Here is a 15,548-nt window from a genome sequence, read left to right on the forward strand (position 1 = left end):
GGGCCGTTGTCAGTGGGCTGCGGTAGTTTCCGAGTACTGGGCGCAAAGGCGCGAGACAGCACGGCCACAGGGGTGGGTGGACGATGACGGACAGCACGGCGACGACGACGGACCTCGACATCAGGCTCGAGAAACACCGCACCGAGCTCACGGGGTACTGCTACCGCATGCTCGGCTCCTCCTTCGAGGCCGAGGACGCGGTGCAGGACACGATGGTGCGGGCCTGGCGCAGCTACGACAAGTTCGAGGGCCGCTCCAGCCTGCGCTCCTGGCTGTACCGCATCGCGACCAACGTCTGTCTGGACATGCTGACGGCCGGCAACAAGCGCGCCCGTCCCATGGACCTCTCCGAGTCGACGCCCCTCGCCCAGGCCGCCCTCTCCCCCCGCCCGGACCACACCTGGCTGGAGCCGATGCCCGACAACCGCGTCCTGCCGACCGTGGAGGACCCGGCCGAGGCGGCCGTCGCCAAGGAGACCGTGCGTCTCGCCTTCATGGCCGCCCTCCAGCAACTGCCCCCCAAGCAGCGTGCGGTGCTGATCCTGCGCGAGGTCCTCGCCTGGAAGGCGAGCGAGGTCGCCGAGCTGCTCGACACCTCCGTCGCCTCGGTCAACAGCGCCCTCCAGCGCGCCCGTGCCACCCTCGCCGAGCGGGAGCAGCAGGGCGCCGACGCGGCCGTCTCCGACCCGCTGGACGAGGAGCAGCAGAAGCTCCTGGACCGCTATGTGAAGGCGTTCGAGGGGTACGACATGACGGCCCTGACGGCCCTCCTCCACGAGGACGCCATCATGACGATGCCGCCGTTCGACCTGTGGCTGACGGGCCACGACGACATCACCGGGTTCATGACCACCCTGGGCTCGGCCTGCGAGGGCTCCCGCCTGATCCCGGTGCAGGTCAACGGACTGCCCGGGTTCGCCCAGTACAAGCCGGACCCCGAGAAGGGCGGCTACACCCCCTGGTCGATCCAGGTGCTGGAGATCTCAGACGGCCGGCTCACCGGGTTCCACTTCTTCCTGGACACCCAGCGCTGGTTCCCCCTGTTCGGTGTCCCCCTCCATCTCGAAGCGGAGGCCGACGAGGTCGAGGAGGGCGTGTAGTCCGGGATCGGGATCGCGCAGCCTGATCCGGCCTCCGGCCCGCCGGGCGGCCAGCTGGAGCCGGGCGAGCAGGTCCACCGCGCCGAGCCCTGGCGGCCCGAGCCCGGCGACATCGCACACCACGACTCCGGCGCCGGTCGCGCCCAGCAGCGTTCGGACCTCGTCGCTGAGCCCTGTCACCTCGTCCCGGGTGACGGGGCCGGTCAGCACGAGTACAGCGGGTGTCATGGCGTCCACGATCGGTAGACCGGGCGGGTGGGCGTAACTCATCGGCCCCGCGTGAGGACGGCCCGCTCGGCGCGGGCAGGATCACGTTGACCTGGGCGGCGGCTTCCCCCGAGGGTTACCTGTATGCGCCACCCATCAGCACCTCCCTGGATACCCCACGCCCTCCTCACCCTTGGGGAGCCTCCGTGCAGGGAGTGCTGACCGGCTTCGCGGTGATCGCGGTGGTGATCGGGGTCGGCTGTCTCATCGGCCTGCGCGGCTATCTCGGCGATCAGGGCCGCGAGGTCCTGACCAAGCTGGCGTTCCATGTGGCGTCCCCGGCCCTGCTGTTCACCACGCTCGCCCGGGCCGACCTGTCGGTGATCTTCTCCAGCCGCCTGCTGGTGACCGCGCTCAGCACGGCAGCGGCGGCGGGCGTCTTCGTGGCGGTGGGTGTCGTACGGGGCTGGGGTATTGGGCGTACGACGATCGGCGCGCTGTGCTCGTCGTACGTCAACTCCGGCAACCTCGGCATCCCGATCGCGGTCTACGTCCTCGGCGACGCGTCCCTCGTCGCACCGGTGCTGCTGTTCCAGCTGGTGGGGGTGACACCGGTCGCGCTGACGGTCCTGGACCTGGCGTCGGGGGCGGGCGCGAAGGGCCCTGTGTGGCTACGGCTCCTCACCCCGCTGCGCAATCCGATCGCGGTGGGCTCGCTGGCCGGGGTGGCGGTCTCGGCGACGGGCCTGAAGGTGCCGGCCCCCGTGATGGACCCCCTGACCCTGATCGGCGGCATGTCGGTCCCGGCGGTCCTGCTCGCCTTCGGCATCTCCCTGTGCGGCAGCACGATGCCCGGCCGAGGGCCGGACCGCGGGCTCGTCCTGCTCTCGGTCGCGCTGAAGTCGGTGGGCCAGCCGACGGCGGCCTGGGCCCTGGCGGCGGGCGTCTTCGGCCTCCACGGAGCCCAACTCCTCGACGTGGTGGTCACATCGGCCCTCCCGGCCGCGCAGAACCTCTACACGTACGCGTCCACCTACGGCGTCGGCGAACGCCTGGCCCGCGACTCGATCCTGGTGTCTGCGGTGCTGTCGGTACCGGTGCTGGTGGTCGTGGCGACGCTGCTGGGGTGACGAGGTCAGCTGAGCGGAAAGGCAACGGTGTCGATGACCAGCTTGAACGGCGCGGGCAAGGTCAGCTCCTCACCGTACTCCACCGACTCAAGCACTCGGTAGGTGCCATTCTGCGGTTCCCCGTAGAGCGTCGCCGTGGGACGTCCTGACTGCCAGGCATCCAGCAGAAGGTAGAGAGGCACTCCTGCCACGGCGTAGCCGTGAGCCTTCTTGATGCGGTCGTGGTTGGCGTTGCTCTTGGACGTGACCTCGACGACGAGTTCCGCTTCGCCCCCATGCACGCGCGTGCCGCGGCGCAGGGCAGCCCGCGGCACCACGCACAGGTCGGGAACGAAGAGGCCACCCGTCTCCGGGCACGTGAGGCCGAGTGTCTGATAGACACCCCAGTCGTCCGGAATCGCTGTGTACAGGCGACGCTGAACCAGCTCAGCTGTGTCGTTGTGCTCTTCGGACGGCGGAGGCGACACGGTGACGATCCCTTCAATGATCTCCACCTTGCTGCCCTCGGGCGCGTCCGTCTCCTCCCAGACACGGACAAGTTCGTCCCAGTCCGCGTTCCCGGGGGAGCCGGGCTCGGCGGCGAGTGCGCTCATGGCGGTCTCCAATCGGTGCGTCACCGATCCCAGCATGCCGAACGGGACCGGCAGTGGTCCACCGATCCCGTTCACCCGAATGAGGAAGCCGCAGGTCAGGCGATGCGCTCCAGCACCACAGGCGACGCCGTGAACGCCGTACCCGCCGCCTCGATGTCGTAGGAGCCCTCGATCGACTGGAGGGCGTAGTCGAAGCGTTCCGGGGTGTCCGTGTGCAGGGTCAGCAGGGGCTGGCCCTCCGTCACCGTGTCGCCCGGCTTGGCGTGCATCTCCACGCCCGCGCCCGCCTGCACCGGGTCCTCCTTGCGGGCTCGTCCCGCACCGAGGCGCCAGGCGGCCACGCCGATGCCGTAGGCGTCGAGACGGGTCAGGACGCCGGAGGACGGCGCCTTGATGACGTGCTGCTCGCGCGCCACCGGCAGTTCCGCGTCGGGGTCGCCGCCCTGGGCCGCGATCATCCGGCGCCAGGCGTCCATCGCGGAGCCGTCGGCCAGCGCCTTCGCCGGGTCGGCGTCGCGGATGCCCGCCGCCGCCAGCATCTCGTGGGCCAGCGCGACGGTGAGCTCCACGACGTCCGAGGGGCCGCCGCCCGCCAGGACCTCCACCGACTCGCGGACCTCGAGGGCGTTGCCCGCCGTGAGGCCGAGCGGGGTGGACATGTCCGTCAGGAGCGCGACCGTCCGGACGCCGTGGTCGGTGCCCAGGCCCACCATCGTGGACGCCAGTTCCCGCGCGTCCTCGATGGTCTTCATGAAGGCGCCGGTGCCGACCTTGACGTCCAGGACCAGGGAGCCGGTGCCCTCCGCGATCTTCTTCGACATGATCGAGGAGGCGATCAGCGGGATCGCCTCGACCGTGCCGGTGACGTCCCGCAGGGCGTACAGCTTCTTGTCGGCCGGGGCCAGGCCGTCGCCGGCCGCGCAGATCACCGCGCCCGTCCCCTCCAGAACCGAAAGCATCTCCTCGTTCGACAGCAGCGCGCGCCAGCCGGGGATCGACTCCAGCTTGTCGAGCGTGCCGCCGGTGTGGCCGAGGCCCCGGCCCGAGAGCTGCGGAACCGCCGCGCCGCAGGCCGCCACCAGGGGTGCCAGCGGCAGCGTGATCTTGTCGCCGACGCCGCCCGTGGAGTGCTTGTCGGCGGTCGGGCGGGAGAGCGACGAGAAGTCCATCCGCTCGCCCGAGGCGATCATCGCGGCCGTCCAGCGGGCGATCTCGCGGCGGTTCATGCCGTTGAGCAGGATGGCCATCGCGAGCGCGGACATCTGCTCGTCGGCGACCTCCCCGCGGGTGTACGCGTCGATGACCCAGTCGATCTGCTCGTCGCTGAGTTCGCCGCGGTCCCGCTTGGTGCGGATGACGGAGATGACGTCCATGGCCATGCAGGGCTTTCCTTCCGGGAATTACTTGGTGAGGTGCTCCGGCCCGAAGGCCTGCGGGAGCATCTCCGACAGCGGCAGGATCCCCTCCGGGGTCTCCAGGAGGAGATCGGGGCCGCCGAACTCGTAGAGCAGCTGGCGGCAGCGGCCGCACGGGACGAGCACCGCTCCGTTGCCGTCCACGCAGGTGAAGTGCGTGAGCCGGCCGCCCCCTGTGTTGTGCAGCTCCGAGACCAGTCCGCACTCGGCGCACAGGCCGAGGCCGTAGGAGGCGTTCTCGACGTTGCAGCCGGTGATGGTGCGGCCGTCGTCGACCAGGGCGGCGACGCCGACCGGGTAGCCGGAGTAGGGGGCGTAGGCCCGGGACATGGCGTCCTGGGCCGCTTCCCTGAGCGCGCCCCAGTCGACGACGGCGGGGGATGTCACTTGCCCTGGCCCTTCCGGTAGCGCATGCCGTCCGCCTTGGGCATCCGCAGGCGCTGCGCGGACAGCGACAGCACCAGCAGGGTGACGACGTACGGGGTGGCGCCCACGAAGTCGCTCGGGACCTCGTCGGTGACCAGGTACCAGACCAGGACGCCCGCGGCGACCAGGAGGCTGATGCCGCCCTGCCAGTGCGCCTTCTTGTACAGCTTCCAGCCGGCCATCGCCAGGAGCAGCACGAACAGCAGGAGCAGCAGCGCGTGGACGGTCTCGCCGCCGTTGCGCAGCTGGAGGGCGTCGGAGTAGCCGAAGAGGCCGGCGCCCATGGCGAGGCCGCCGGGCCGCCAGTTGCCGAAGATCATGGCGGCGAGACCGATGTAACCGCGGCCGCCGGTCTGGCCTTCGAGGTAGGTGTGCGAGGTGACCAGGGCCAGGAAGGCGCCACCGAGGCCGGCGAGGCCGCCGGAGACGGCCACGGCCATGTACTTGTACTTGTAGACGTTGACGCCGAGGGACTCCGCGGCGATCGGGTTCTCGCCGCAGGAGCGCAGGCGCAGGCCGAACGGGGTGCGCCAGAGCAGCCACCAGCTGCCGACGAACAGCAGGACCGCGATGACCGTCACCACGGACAGGTCGGTGACCAGGCCGCCGAGGATGCCGGCGATGTCGGAGATCAGGAACCAGTGGTGGTTCTCGATGGAGTGCAGTCCGCTGGACAGACCCGGCACGTCGAAGTTGGGCAGCGAGTCGACGGGCGGGGACTGCTTGGGGTTGCCGCCCTCCGCGGCGGCCTTGCCGTCCACGAAGAACAGCTTGGCGAGGTACTGCGTGGTACCGAGCGCGAGGAGGTTGATCGCGACACCGGAGACGATGTGGTCGACGCCGAAGGTGACGGTCGCGACCGCGTGCAGCAGACCGCCGATGACGCCGAAGCCGACACCGCACAGCAGGCCGAGCCAGGGGCTGGACTGCCAGCCGATCCAGCCGGCGCCGAAGGTGCCGAGGATCATCATGCCTTCGAGTCCGATGTTGACCACGCCGGAGCGCTCGGACCACAGACCGGCCAGACCGGCGAGGCCGATCGGCACGGCGAGGCTGAGGGCGGCGGAGACCTGGCCCTCGGAGGTGAGCTGGTCGGAGCCGGAGATGACGCGGACCGCGGCGACCAGCAGCAGCGCACCGGCGACGATCATCAGGATCTGGCCGAACGAGCGGCCCGACCGGGTGGCGGAGTCCGCCTTGGGAGCCGCGGGGGGCGGCGTCTCGGTCATCGTGGCAGTCATCACGCCACCTCCTGCTTCTGGGTCGGGGTGGCGGCCTGGGCGGCGAGCTCGGCGCCGACCCGCTGCTGCTGACGCTTGAGTCCGTAGCGTCGTACGACCTCGTAGGCGATGACGACGCACAGGACGATGACGCCCTGGATCACGCCGAGGATCTCCTTGTCGTAGCCCTCGAACTCCAGGTGGTTGGTGGTGCGCTCCAGGAAGCCCCAGAGCAGGGCGCCGAGCGCGATGCCGACCGGGTTGTTGCGGCCGAGCAGGGCGATGGCGATACCGGTGAAGCCGATGCCGACGGGGAAGTCGTTGCTGAACTGGTGGCTGTCGTTGAGCAGGGTCGGCATACCGATCAGGCCGGCCACCGCGCCCGAGATCACCATGCTGGTGGCGATCATCTTCTTCACCGAGACACCGCTCGCGGAGGCGGCGGACTCGGACTGGCCGACCGTGCGCAGGTCGAAGCCGAAGCGGGTGCGGCCGAGCACGAACCAGTACGCGATCCCGACGATCACGGCGATCACGATGAAGCCCCACAGCTCGCCCGCGGCGCCGGTGTCGATCTGGAAGAAGTACGACGACTCCGGCAGCGGCTTGGTGGAGACGACGGTGCCGCCGGCCTGGAGCTCGGCGAGCTTTCCGGGCTGGAGGAGGTAGGCGATGATCGCGGTGGCGATCGAGTTCAGCATGATCGTGGAGATGACCTCGCTGACCCCGCGGGTCACCTTGAGGACGCCCGCGATGGCCGCCCACAGGGCACCGGTGGCCATGGCGCACAGGATGATCAGCGGGATGGAGATCCAGCCCGGCGTGGTCAGCGCGCCACCGAGGACGGCGGCGAAGAACGCAGCGATGCGGTACTGGCCGTCGACGCCGATGTTGAACAGGTTCATCCGGAAGCCGATGGCCACCGAGACACCCGCCAGGTAGTACGTCGTCGCCTTGTTGAGGATGTAGACCTGGCTGTCGCTGGCGGTGCCGTAGGTCACCATGTCGCTGAAGGCGTCGAACGGGTTCTTGCCGGTGGCGAGGATCACCAGGGTGGTGACGACGAGCGCGGCGACGACCGCGAGCAGCGGGGCCGCGATGCCGAGGAGCAGCCGCTCCTTGTCGATGCGTTGGGTCAGCTTGTTCATCGGGCGTCGTCCTCGTCGTCCTCGGCGGAGACCGCTGCGGAGCCGCCCGTGGAGCCCTCTTCGTGCTCCAGGTGGCCGCTGGCCGCGCCGGTCATGGCGGAGCCCAGCTCCTCGGGGGTGATGGTGGCGGGGTCGGCGTCGGCGACCAGTCGGCCGCGGTACATCACCCGCAGGGTGTCGGACAGCCCGATGAGCTCGTCCAGGTCGGCGGAGATCAGCAGCACGGCCAGGCCCTCGCGGCGGGCCTCGCGGATGTGGTCCCAGATCGCGGCCTGCGCGCCGACGTCCACACCGCGGGTGGGGTGGGCGGCGATGAGCAGCTTGGGCGCGTGGCTCATCTCGCGGCCGACGATCAGCTTCTGCTGGTTGCCGCCGGACAGGGAGGCGGCGGTGACGTCGATGCCGGGGGTGCGGACGTCGTACGCCTGGATGATGCGCTCGGTGTCGGTGCGGGCGCCCTTGATGTCGAGGAGCTGGCCGCGGGAGTTGGGCTTCTCGGTGACATGGCCGAGGATGCGGTTCTCCCACAGGGGGGCCTCGAGGAGCAGGCCGTGGCGGTGGCGGTCCTCGGGGATGTAACCGACGCCGGCCTCGCGGCGCTGGCGGGTGGGGGTGTGGGAGATGTCGGTGCCGTCGAGGGTGACGGTGCCCGCGTCCGGGGTGCGGATGCCCATGATGGCCTCGACCAGCTCGGACTGGCCGTTGCCCTCCACGCCGGCGATCCCGAGGACCTCGCCCTTGTGGATGGTGAAGGAGATGTCGTCGAGGATGATCCGCTCGACGCCGTCGAGGTCGGTCTGGGCCAGGCGAAGGCCGTCCAGCTCGAGCAGCGCCACGTCGGTGACCGTGGACTCCTCGGTCTCCGGGGTGGGCAGTTCGCTGCCGACCATCAGCTCGGCGAGCTGCTTGGAGGTGGTGCCGGCGGGCTCGACGGTGCCGACGGTGGTGCCGCGGCGGATGACGGTGATCTCGTCGGCCACCGACAGGACCTCGCCGAGCTTGTGCGAGATGAAGATGACGGTGAGGCCCTCGGCCTTGAGCTCGCGCAGGTTGTCGAAGAGGGCGTCGACCTCCTGGGGCACGAGGACGGCGGTGGGCTCGTCGAGGATGAGGGTCTTGGCGCCGCGGTAGAGGACCTTGAGGATCTCCACGCGCTGGCGGTCGGCGACGCCGAGCTCCTCCAGGAGGACGTCGGGGCGGACGTTCAGGCTGTACGCGTCGGAGATCTCGCGGATCTTCGCGCGGGCCTTGGCGCCGATGCCGAAGAGCTTCTCCGCCCCCAGGACGACGTTCTCCAGGACGGTGAGGTTGTCGGCGAGCATGAAGTGCTGGTGCACCATGCCGATGCCGCGGCCGATGGCGTCGGCGGGGGTGTGGAAGGTGACCGTCTCGCCGTTGACCGTGATGGTGCCCTCGTCCGGCTGCTGCATGCCGTAGAGGATCTTCATCAGGGTGGACTTGCCGGCACCGTTCTCACCGCACAGGGCGTGCACGGTGCCCGTGCGGACGGTGATGTCGATGTCCTTGTTGGCGACGACGCCTGGGAATCGCTTGGTGATGCCGCGCAGTTCGACGGCAGCGGGAGGGCTGGACGCGTTGATGGCGCACTCTCCTCGGGGAAAGGGGCTGCGTAGGGGAGGGCAGGCGTCGGCGACGCTAGCGCGGCAACTCCGCGCTACACGCGTAGAGTTGACACATTGTTATGGCTCGACGAGGGGGTCTGTCGAGGCCCCCTCGCCGAGCCCGGGTTCCGGCGGGAACCGTCAGGTCAGCTGGTCTTGACCGTGATGGTGCCGTCGACGATCTTCTTCTTCGCGGCGTCCAGCTTGGGCTGGATGTCGTCGATGAAGCCACCGCTGGTGGAGAGGCTGACACCGCCCTTGGCGAGGGAGTAGATCTGGTTGCCGGTCAGCGGCTTGCCCTCGTGGACGGACTTGATGAAGTCGTAGACGCCGACGTCGACGTTCTTGACCATCGAGGTCAGGATCGAGTTCTTGAACTTGCTCAGACCCGGGATGTTGTACTGGTCCGAGTCCACGCCGATGGCCCAGGCGCCCTTGACGCCGGAGACGGCCTCGATCGAGCCGTTGCCGGAGGAGCCGGCCGCGGCGTAGATCACGTCGACGCCATTGTCCAGCATGCCGGACGCGGCCTCCTTGCCCTTGGCGGGGTCGGCGAAGCCGGAGAAGTCCGAGCCGTGGGTCAGGTACTGGACGTCGACCTTGACCTTGGGGTTGGTGTCCTTGACGCCCTGGGCGTAGCCCGCCTCGAACTTCTTGATCAGCGGGGTGTCCACGCCGCCGATGAAGCCGACGTGGTCCTTCTTGGTCTTCAGCGCCGCGGCGACACCGGCCAGGTAGGAACCCTGCTCCTCGGTGAAGGTGATGCTGTCGACGTTCTTGGCCTTCGCGACCGCGTCGATGAGGCCGAAGTTGACCTTCGGGTACTTGGCGGCGACCTTGTCGACCGAGGTGGCGTAGGAGAAGCCGACGGCGACGATCGGGTTGTAGCCCGCGTCCGCGAGGTCGGTCAGGCGCTGCTCCCGGTCGGCCTCCGTGTCGGAGCTCTTGGCGGTCAGCTCCTTGAGGGAGCCGCCGAACTCCTTCGCGGCCTTGTCGGCACCGCGCGCGGCGGAGTCGTTGAAGGAGCGGTCACCACGACCGCCGACGTCGTAGGCGAGACCGATCTTGATGCCGCCCTTGCCGCCGCCAGACGACGAGGAGGACGAGCTGTCGTTCTCGGAGGAGGTGCTGCCACACGCGGTGGCAGTCAGTGCGAGAGCTGCGGTCGCGATACACGCAGCGGAAAGCTTGGCTACCCGGCGCACGGGAGGCTCCTTCACCTGACCTGAGCGCCTTGTCGGCGCTTCATGTGAGCACCATGCCAGTGCTCGGGCCTGGACGCCCCTGCGGCGTCGGCTTCGCGGCATCGTAACGCGCGTAGATGTCGGAAACAGACCTCTTCCGAAGCCGTTATCGATTCGAGGCAAACAGGGTCTGAACTGAGGGTCTTCGGCCTTCGCACACCTGGATTGCGAAGAGTGCACGATTGGCTTACGAGCATGTTGCGCCGGGCGGCGGAACGGCCCCCGAGGGGGCCGTTCGTCTTCGTGGCAGCGGGATCAGAGGGCGGCGTCGAGCAGGGCGGGCCGTTGCCCGGCCAGTGGGCCGGGTCAGCTCGCGGCGTCGAGCAGGGCCGCCGCCGTGAACATTTCCACGCCCACGGTGATCGCGGACTCGTCGGCGTCGAAGTCGCCCTGGTGGAGGTCGCGCACGGTCCGCTCCCCCGGTGTCCGCACGCCGAGGCGGGCCATGGCGCCCGGCACCTGCTGGAGGTACCAGGAGAAGTCCTCGCCGCCCAGGCTCTGCTCGGTGCTCTCGACGGAGTCGGCTCCGCACCGGGCGGTCATGGCCGCACGGATCAGCCCGGTCACCTCGGCGTCGTTGACGACGGGCGGAACACCGCGCACGTAGTTGATCTCGGACTTGGCCCCGTGCAGATTGGCGACCTCGTCGATCGCGGCCACGACGACGTCCGGGGCCTGCCGCCAGGTGTCCAGGTCCAGGCAGCGCACGGTCCCGGAGAGCTCGGCGTGCTGCGGGATGACGTTCGGGGCGTGCCCGGACTCGATCCGCCCCCAGGTCACGGCGAGCCCGGCCCGGGTGTCGACGCGCCGGCCGACGATCGCGGGCACGTCGGTGACGACGCGGGCGGCGGCGGTGACGAGGTCGGTGGTGAGGTGCGGCCGGGCGGTGTGCCCACCGGGGCCGTTCAGCGCGATCTCCAGCCGGTCGCAGGCGGAGGTGATGGCACCGGTCCGCAGCCCGATCTTCCCGGCGTCGACGCGGGGGTCGCAGTGCACGGCGATGATCTTCCCGACGCCTTCCAGCACCCCGCAGTCGATGGCGTCGGCGGCGCCGCCGGGCAGCACTTCCTCGGCGGGCTGGAAGAGCAGCCGTACGGGCCGGGGCAGCAGCCCCTTCTTGTCCAGCTCGGCGAGGACGAGACCGGCGCCCAGCACGACGGTCGTATGAACGTCATGCCCACAGGCGTGCGCGCGGTCCGGCACCGTCGACCGGTACGAGCACTCGGTCTTTGTGTCCGGGATCGGCAGGCCGTCGATGTCGGCACGCAGCGCGAGCATGGGCCGCTGCCCGTCCCACTCGCCGATGTCACAGACGAGTCCGGTCCCCATGGCGAGCACGCGGGGCTTCAGCCGGGCCCGCTCCAGCCGCTCCTTGATCGCCGCGGTGGTGCGGAACTCCTGGTTGCCGAGCTCCGGGTGCATGTGCAGGTCACGACGGAAGTGGACGAGTTCGGCGTGCAGCGCGTCACTCAGCACGCCGGGAAGCACGGCTTCCCCGGGCAGATCGACCTCGGACTCCAGTGACATCAGTTGCTTCACCCTCTAAAGGGTAGGACGCCGGGGCGACCGACCGACCCGAGATCAACAAAACTTCAACCCTCACCGGGAAGAAAATTCGGCCGCACGACGCATGGATACATTTCGAGGTGGGTAGGAACCTCTTTTCCCACACATACCACGCTGCGCATACCCCCGGTGGTCCTGTTCATCTGTCGAAACGGGATCGGAACGGAGTGGGGGCGAGGCGGAGACGGCGTGCCGGAACGGTCACGACCGGATGTGGGGGGCGATGTCGCAGGTGAGGGGCGGGGTAAGTCTGGGGCCCGCGCACCGACGGCCGCCACTTATGGACTACGTCACTTCGGGCGGCGCCCAGCCCGGCCCTGACCGCTCGAACTGATTCACCTGCCCGGCTGAGCCTGCTCGCTCCATCCTCCACGGGACATCTGCCTCACAGTCCCTCTACCCCAGACCGCCACGACCCGCTCGCCACCAACCCGGCAGCCATAGACGCGACAAGCGACCGCGCACCCTGCACCCCGGCCCGCGCCTCCACACCCCGAGCGACAACCCGCCCGGACCCCCGCCCCTCCCGGCCGCCCGCTCGCTTCTCCCCCGTGCTGGAGTGAGCCGAGTCAAGGGTGGCCCGCAGGGCCATCGCCGAAGGCGACGCGCGAGCGCCCTTTACTCGGCTCACGGAGGCACGACACTGCCGAGGAAGCGGGCGGTCCGACGGCCACGTCTAGGCCGCGGACAGCTCGCACCACACGTACTTGCCCCGGTTGCCGTGCCTCGCCAACGGCTGCCACCCCCACAGATCCGCACAGGCCGCGACCAAGGCCAACCCCCTCCCCTCCTCCCCCAGCACCTTCAACTCACCCGGCGGCGGCGGAGGTTCGGGGTCCGCGTCCCACGCCCCGATCCGCAACACCCCCGCCGACCACCGCACCCGCAGCGCGGCCGGACCCTTCGTATGCCGTACGGCGTTCGAGACCAACTCCGCGCCGAGGAGCTCCGCGGTGTCCACGAGGCGGATCAGGCCGTGCATCGTCAGGACGAGACGGAGGGTTCTGCGGGCGACGGTGACTGCTCGGAGGTCGTTGGGGATGTACAGCGTGTACTCCCAGGGATCGTTCTCGGGCATGGGCCAACTCCAGTCCGGTGGTGGGATTTTGGGGCGGTGGCATCGCCGCAACCGTCACGGCAGGACGGATCGGTGCACTTCCGCAGAGTGTGCATCACATCACTGACAGTAGGGATTAACGTTTAGGTTCCGCAAGCCGATCCCGTAATCTGACTCCGAACGAGCCGCGCCTTCCGGCGCGTTGGAAGGAGCACGCGATGGCGCTCAGGCGCGACCCGACCGCACGTCAGTTGCGCCTGGCTGCCGAGCTGCGCAGGCTCCGCGAAGCGGCAGGGCTGACAAACCGGCAGGCCGCCAACCTGCTCGGAGTGAGTACTGCGCAGATCAGCCAAATCGAGTACGGCGTGGCCGGCGTGAGCGAGAAGCGTCTGCGTCGGATCGCGGCCAACTACACCTGCTCTGATACCGAGTTGATCGAAGCCCTCGTGACCATGGCCAATGACCGCACCCAGGGCTGGTGGGAGACGTACCGAGGGACCCTCCCCGCTGCCTACCTGGACCTGGCCGAACTGGATCACCACGCCACGTTCCGCCACGACGTGGCCGTCATCCATGTGCCAGGGCTCTTCCAGACAGAGGACTACGCCCGAGCCCTTTTCGCCTACATGAACCCGGAATTCCCGGCGAGCGAGGTGGAGTTGCGGGTGGAGCACCGGATGAAGCGGAAGGTCGTGATCGAAGGCCCTGCTCGGATGCCTTACGAGACCGTGATCCATGAGGCTGCCCTGCGCATCAACGTAGCCGGACGCGCCCCGATGCGAACCCAGTTGACTCGCATCCTGGAGATGTCCGAGGCCGGGCATGTCACCGTTCGGGTCATCCCCTTCGCTGTGGACGACTTCGCGGGCGCCGGAAGCGCCATGGTGCACCTGGGCGGGGCGGTTCCCCGCCTGGACACCGTGATCCGAGATGCCCCACACGGAACGGCGTTCCTGGACTCCGAGGCCCAACTGGAACACTTTCGAAAGCTCTTCCGTAGGGTGAAGGAGGGGGCGCTGACTCCGGAACAGTCGCGTGACCTCATCCACCAGCTGGCCAAGGAACTGTGAGGACCACCATGACCGCCCCCGCCCAGTGGAAGAAGTCGTCCTTCTCCGGCGGAGGCGAGGGCAACGACTGCGTGGAGATAGCCGACCTGCGCTCCCACATAGCCGTACGTGACTCCAAGGCCCCCACCAGGGCCACCCTCACCTTCCCGGCCGGGACCTTCACCGCCTTCCTCGACGCCCTGAAGTCCCCGCACCCGACCCCCCGATGACCGTCGGGGAAACTCCACCCGCCGCTCCGAGACGCCCCGCTAGGGTCGGCCCGTGACCGCCGAGACCCCCGACTTCATACGGGCCACCCGCACCGCGTACGACACGATTGCCGAGCCCTACACGGCGCAGTTCTCCGACTGGGCCGGTATCCCCACGCTGGACAGAGCGCAGATCACCGGCTTCGCGGAGTTGGTGAAGGAGCAGGGGAAGGGCCCGGTGGCCGACGTCGGCAGCGGCCCGGGACACGTGACCGCGGCGCTCCACGACCTCGGTGTCCCGGTCTTCGGCGTGGACGTCTCCCCGAGGATGGTGGAACTGGCCCGCCGAGCCCACCCGGACCTCCGCTTCCACGTGGGCTCGATGACATCGCTGGACCTGCCGGCGGAGACGCTCGGCGGCATCACGGCCCTCTACTCGATCATCCACGTCCCGGACGACCACCTCCCGACGGCCTTCGCGGAGTTCCACCGCGTCCTCGCCCCTGGCGCCCACGCCCTGATCGGCTTCCAGTACGAGCCCGGCGGCACCCACATGCACCTCGACGAACGCTTCGGCCACAAGATCTCCCTGGACTACTGGCTGCGCACGCCGGAGGCGGTGACCGAGCTCCTCGCCAAGGCAGGCCTTGAGGTGATCCTCCGCGTGCTCAGGGAGCCCCTTGGCGAGGAGAAGCTGTCCCGGGCGTATCTGGTGGCGAGGAAAGCGGCGTAGGACGGCTCCGACCTCTCCGGAAGGCGACGCCCCCGCTGCCATATCGGCCGGCTGACTTGCGGCTACAGCTCGATCGGACGATAGGCGAGAGCCTTGTCGACCGCCTCTTCGGCTGTCAGTTCGGGGGTGTTGTAGAAGATCACGTCTGTCACTCGCGGGTACAGGACGCTCGACTTCAACTCCTCTACGACTCGGTCTTCCTCCCCTTCGGGAAGGTCCGCGTCGATGAGGTGCTGAACTATGCGAACCAATTCATCACGCGACCGATGCACCAGCACACCCGCCTTCTGCCGAGCATGCTCAGCACCCGTTGGACGGCAAAGTCCGAGCGAGCTTGACCTTCGCGTCATCCCGGGAAATCTCCATCAGCGCTTCATGCGTATAGGATTCTATTTCCTGCACGAAGGGCGGAAGCCCAGGACGTCGCGAACAGAACGTGACATGAGCAGTGAGCAGATCATCATCGAGACCTCCCTCGGACAGGGAGACATATGCCAGAATCGGCCAAGGCCAGCCTGCCGGTACTGCCAGCAAAGCCGTGCAGGCATAGGAAAAGGTGCGATTTAGGAGCGGCCCGGACCTCTCGGGACCCGAGGACGGGAGGTCGTAGTCCATCATTCCGCGCCCGTTCACCGTGGCCTCGTATTGAACTACGTCCTCGAATCCGGATTGCGCGGCACCCGAGTAGTTCGAGTAAAGGGCAGCCAGAAGTTGCGCTCCATCTTGCTCGATCCAGCCACGCTGCACCACGGCACGGAACTGGTCCGGCACATGCTCCTCTCGCACATCCACTTCGAAACCTGCAAGCAGGTCGGCCATTTTGGCATTT

At 68.8% G+C, this 15,548-nt stretch carries 16 protein-coding genes; 5 read left to right on the forward strand and 11 right to left on the reverse strand.

What is annotated here, in order from left to right; translation table 11 throughout:
• Positions 1–83 precede the first annotated feature (83 nt).
• Complete coding sequence (locus tag IF54_RS0110445; RefSeq protein WP_030316875.1) at positions 84–1,100, forward strand: sigma-70 family RNA polymerase sigma factor; 1,017 nt, start codon at positions 84–86, stop codon at positions 1,098–1,100.
• Here the strand turns inward: IF54_RS0110445 and IF54_RS41020 are convergent.
• Positions 984–1,370: an STAS domain-containing protein gene (locus IF54_RS41020; protein ID WP_120051154.1), complete on the reverse strand. Its 387-nt coding sequence runs from the start codon at positions 1,368–1,370 to the stop codon at positions 984–986. The genes IF54_RS0110445 and IF54_RS41020 overlap by 117 nt on opposite strands.
• A 143-nt stretch (positions 1,371–1,513) precedes the next feature.
• Here IF54_RS41020 and IF54_RS0110450 point away from each other — a divergent pair, with 143 nt between their 5' ends.
• Positions 1,514–2,437, forward strand: coding sequence for an AEC family transporter (locus IF54_RS0110450; protein WP_030316877.1), 924 nt, complete (start codon positions 1,514–1,516; stop codon positions 2,435–2,437).
• 5 nt (positions 2,438–2,442) lie between these two features.
• On the opposite strand, the gene IF54_RS0110455 is transcribed toward IF54_RS0110450, so the two are convergent.
• The 9 genes from IF54_RS0110455 to IF54_RS0110495 all read right to left on the reverse strand — a co-directional run bounded on the left by IF54_RS0110455 (position 2,443) and on the right by IF54_RS0110495 (position 12,749).
• Entirely contained in the window at positions 2,443–3,030 is a 588-nt protein-coding gene (locus tag IF54_RS0110455) for a Uma2 family endonuclease (RefSeq protein ID WP_030316879.1), read from the reverse strand.
• Between the two features lie 95 nt (positions 3,031–3,125).
• On the reverse strand, positions 3,126–4,409 hold the full coding sequence (locus IF54_RS0110460; RefSeq protein WP_030316881.1) for a thymidine phosphorylase: 1,284 nt from the start codon (positions 4,407–4,409) through the stop codon (positions 3,126–3,128).
• A 21-nt stretch (positions 4,410–4,430) separates the two neighbouring features.
• Positions 4,431–4,832 carry a cytidine deaminase gene (locus tag IF54_RS0110465; protein WP_030316883.1) on the reverse strand — a complete coding sequence of 134 codons (402 nt, stop codon included), beginning with the start codon at positions 4,830–4,832 and terminating at the stop codon, positions 4,431–4,433.
• A complete protein-coding gene (locus tag IF54_RS0110470) occupies positions 4,829–6,112 on the reverse strand; it encodes an ABC transporter permease (RefSeq protein ID WP_030316885.1) in 1,284 nt (427 codons plus the stop codon). Before IF54_RS0110470 ends, IF54_RS0110465 begins: the two co-directional genes overlap by 4 nt.
• Positions 6,112–7,239 (reverse strand): ABC transporter permease, encoded by a 1,128-nt coding sequence (locus IF54_RS0110475; protein WP_030316887.1) that lies wholly within the window; start codon positions 7,237–7,239, stop codon positions 6,112–6,114. The genes IF54_RS0110470 and IF54_RS0110475 overlap by 1 nt, the downstream gene beginning before the upstream one ends.
• The gene (locus IF54_RS0110480; protein ID WP_107047819.1) at positions 7,236–8,807 is read right to left on the reverse strand and encodes an ABC transporter ATP-binding protein; all 1,572 of its coding nucleotides are present in this window, start codon (positions 8,805–8,807) and stop codon (positions 7,236–7,238) included. Before IF54_RS0110480 ends, IF54_RS0110475 begins: the two co-directional genes overlap by 4 nt.
• A 200-nt stretch (positions 8,808–9,007) precedes the next feature.
• Positions 9,008–10,066, reverse strand: coding sequence for a BMP family lipoprotein (locus IF54_RS0110485; protein ID WP_030316891.1), 1,059 nt, complete (start codon positions 10,064–10,066; stop codon positions 9,008–9,010).
• 345 nt (positions 10,067–10,411) lie between these two features.
• Positions 10,412–11,632 (reverse strand): M20 family metallopeptidase, encoded by a 1,221-nt coding sequence (locus IF54_RS0110490; protein ID WP_030316893.1) that lies wholly within the window; start codon positions 11,630–11,632, stop codon positions 10,412–10,414.
• Between the two features lie 715 nt (positions 11,633–12,347).
• Positions 12,348–12,749 carry an ATP-binding protein gene (locus tag IF54_RS0110495; RefSeq protein ID WP_030316896.1) on the reverse strand — a complete coding sequence of 134 codons (402 nt, stop codon included), beginning with the start codon at positions 12,747–12,749 and terminating at the stop codon, positions 12,348–12,350.
• A gap of 197 nt (positions 12,750–12,946) precedes the next feature.
• Here IF54_RS0110495 and IF54_RS0110500 point away from each other — a divergent pair, with 197 nt between their 5' ends.
• From IF54_RS0110500 to IF54_RS0110510, 3 genes are read left to right on the forward strand one after another with little or no spacing between them, the layout of a single operon-like run.
• Entirely contained in the window at positions 12,947–13,798 is an 852-nt protein-coding gene (locus IF54_RS0110500) for a helix-turn-helix domain-containing protein (protein ID WP_030316898.1), read from the forward strand.
• A gap of 8 nt (positions 13,799–13,806) precedes the next feature.
• Positions 13,807–14,007 carry a DUF397 domain-containing protein gene (locus tag IF54_RS0110505; protein WP_030316899.1) on the forward strand — a complete coding sequence of 67 codons (201 nt, stop codon included), beginning with the start codon at positions 13,807–13,809 and terminating at the stop codon, positions 14,005–14,007.
• Between the two features lie 52 nt (positions 14,008–14,059).
• Positions 14,060–14,719: a class I SAM-dependent methyltransferase gene (locus tag IF54_RS0110510; RefSeq protein ID WP_030316900.1), complete on the forward strand. Its 660-nt coding sequence runs from the start codon at positions 14,060–14,062 to the stop codon at positions 14,717–14,719.
• Positions 14,720–15,019: 300 nt separating this feature from the next.
• Here IF54_RS0110510 and IF54_RS41025 read toward each other — a convergent pair whose 3' ends face one another.
• Positions 15,020–15,538, reverse strand: coding sequence for a hypothetical protein (locus IF54_RS41025; RefSeq protein ID WP_234438958.1), 519 nt, complete (start codon positions 15,536–15,538; stop codon positions 15,020–15,022).
• Positions 15,539–15,548 lie beyond the last annotated feature (10 nt).

Origin of the sequence: Streptomyces sp. NRRL B-3229, assembly GCF_000719505.1 — a bacterium.
In the GTDB taxonomy this organism is placed as follows: Bacteria; Actinomycetota; Actinomycetes; order Streptomycetales; family Streptomycetaceae; genus Streptomyces; species Streptomyces griseorubiginosus.

Excerpts from the sequence above, each read along its gene's own strand:
- IF54_RS0110445 (WP_030316875.1), top strand. The coding sequence starts at position 84 with ATGACGGACAGCACGGCGACGACGACGGACCTCGACATCAGGCTCGAG.
- IF54_RS41020 (WP_120051154.1), bottom strand. The coding sequence starts at position 1,370 with ATGAGTTACGCCCACCCGCCCGGTCTACCGATCGTGGACGCCATGACA.
- IF54_RS0110455 (WP_030316879.1), bottom strand. The coding sequence starts at position 3,030 with ATGAGCGCACTCGCCGCCGAGCCCGGCTCCCCCGGGAACGCGGACTGG.
- IF54_RS0110460 (WP_030316881.1), bottom strand. The coding sequence starts at position 4,409 with ATGGCCATGGACGTCATCTCCGTCATCCGCACCAAGCGGGACCGCGGC.
- IF54_RS0110470 (WP_030316885.1), bottom strand. The coding sequence starts at position 6,112 with ATGACTGCCACGATGACCGAGACGCCGCCCCCCGCGGCTCCCAAGGCG.
- IF54_RS0110475 (WP_030316887.1), bottom strand. The coding sequence starts at position 7,239 with ATGAACAAGCTGACCCAACGCATCGACAAGGAGCGGCTGCTCCTCGGC.
- IF54_RS0110490 (WP_030316893.1), bottom strand. The coding sequence starts at position 11,632 with ATGTCACTGGAGTCCGAGGTCGATCTGCCCGGGGAAGCCGTGCTTCCC.
- IF54_RS0110495 (WP_030316896.1), bottom strand. The coding sequence starts at position 12,749 with ATGCCCGAGAACGATCCCTGGGAGTACACGCTGTACATCCCCAACGAC.
- IF54_RS0110500 (WP_030316898.1), top strand. The coding sequence starts at position 12,947 with ATGGCGCTCAGGCGCGACCCGACCGCACGTCAGTTGCGCCTGGCTGCC.
- IF54_RS0110505 (WP_030316899.1), top strand. The coding sequence starts at position 13,807 with ATGACCGCCCCCGCCCAGTGGAAGAAGTCGTCCTTCTCCGGCGGAGGC.
- IF54_RS41025 (WP_234438958.1), bottom strand. The coding sequence starts at position 15,538 with ATGGCCGACCTGCTTGCAGGTTTCGAAGTGGATGTGCGAGAGGAGCAT.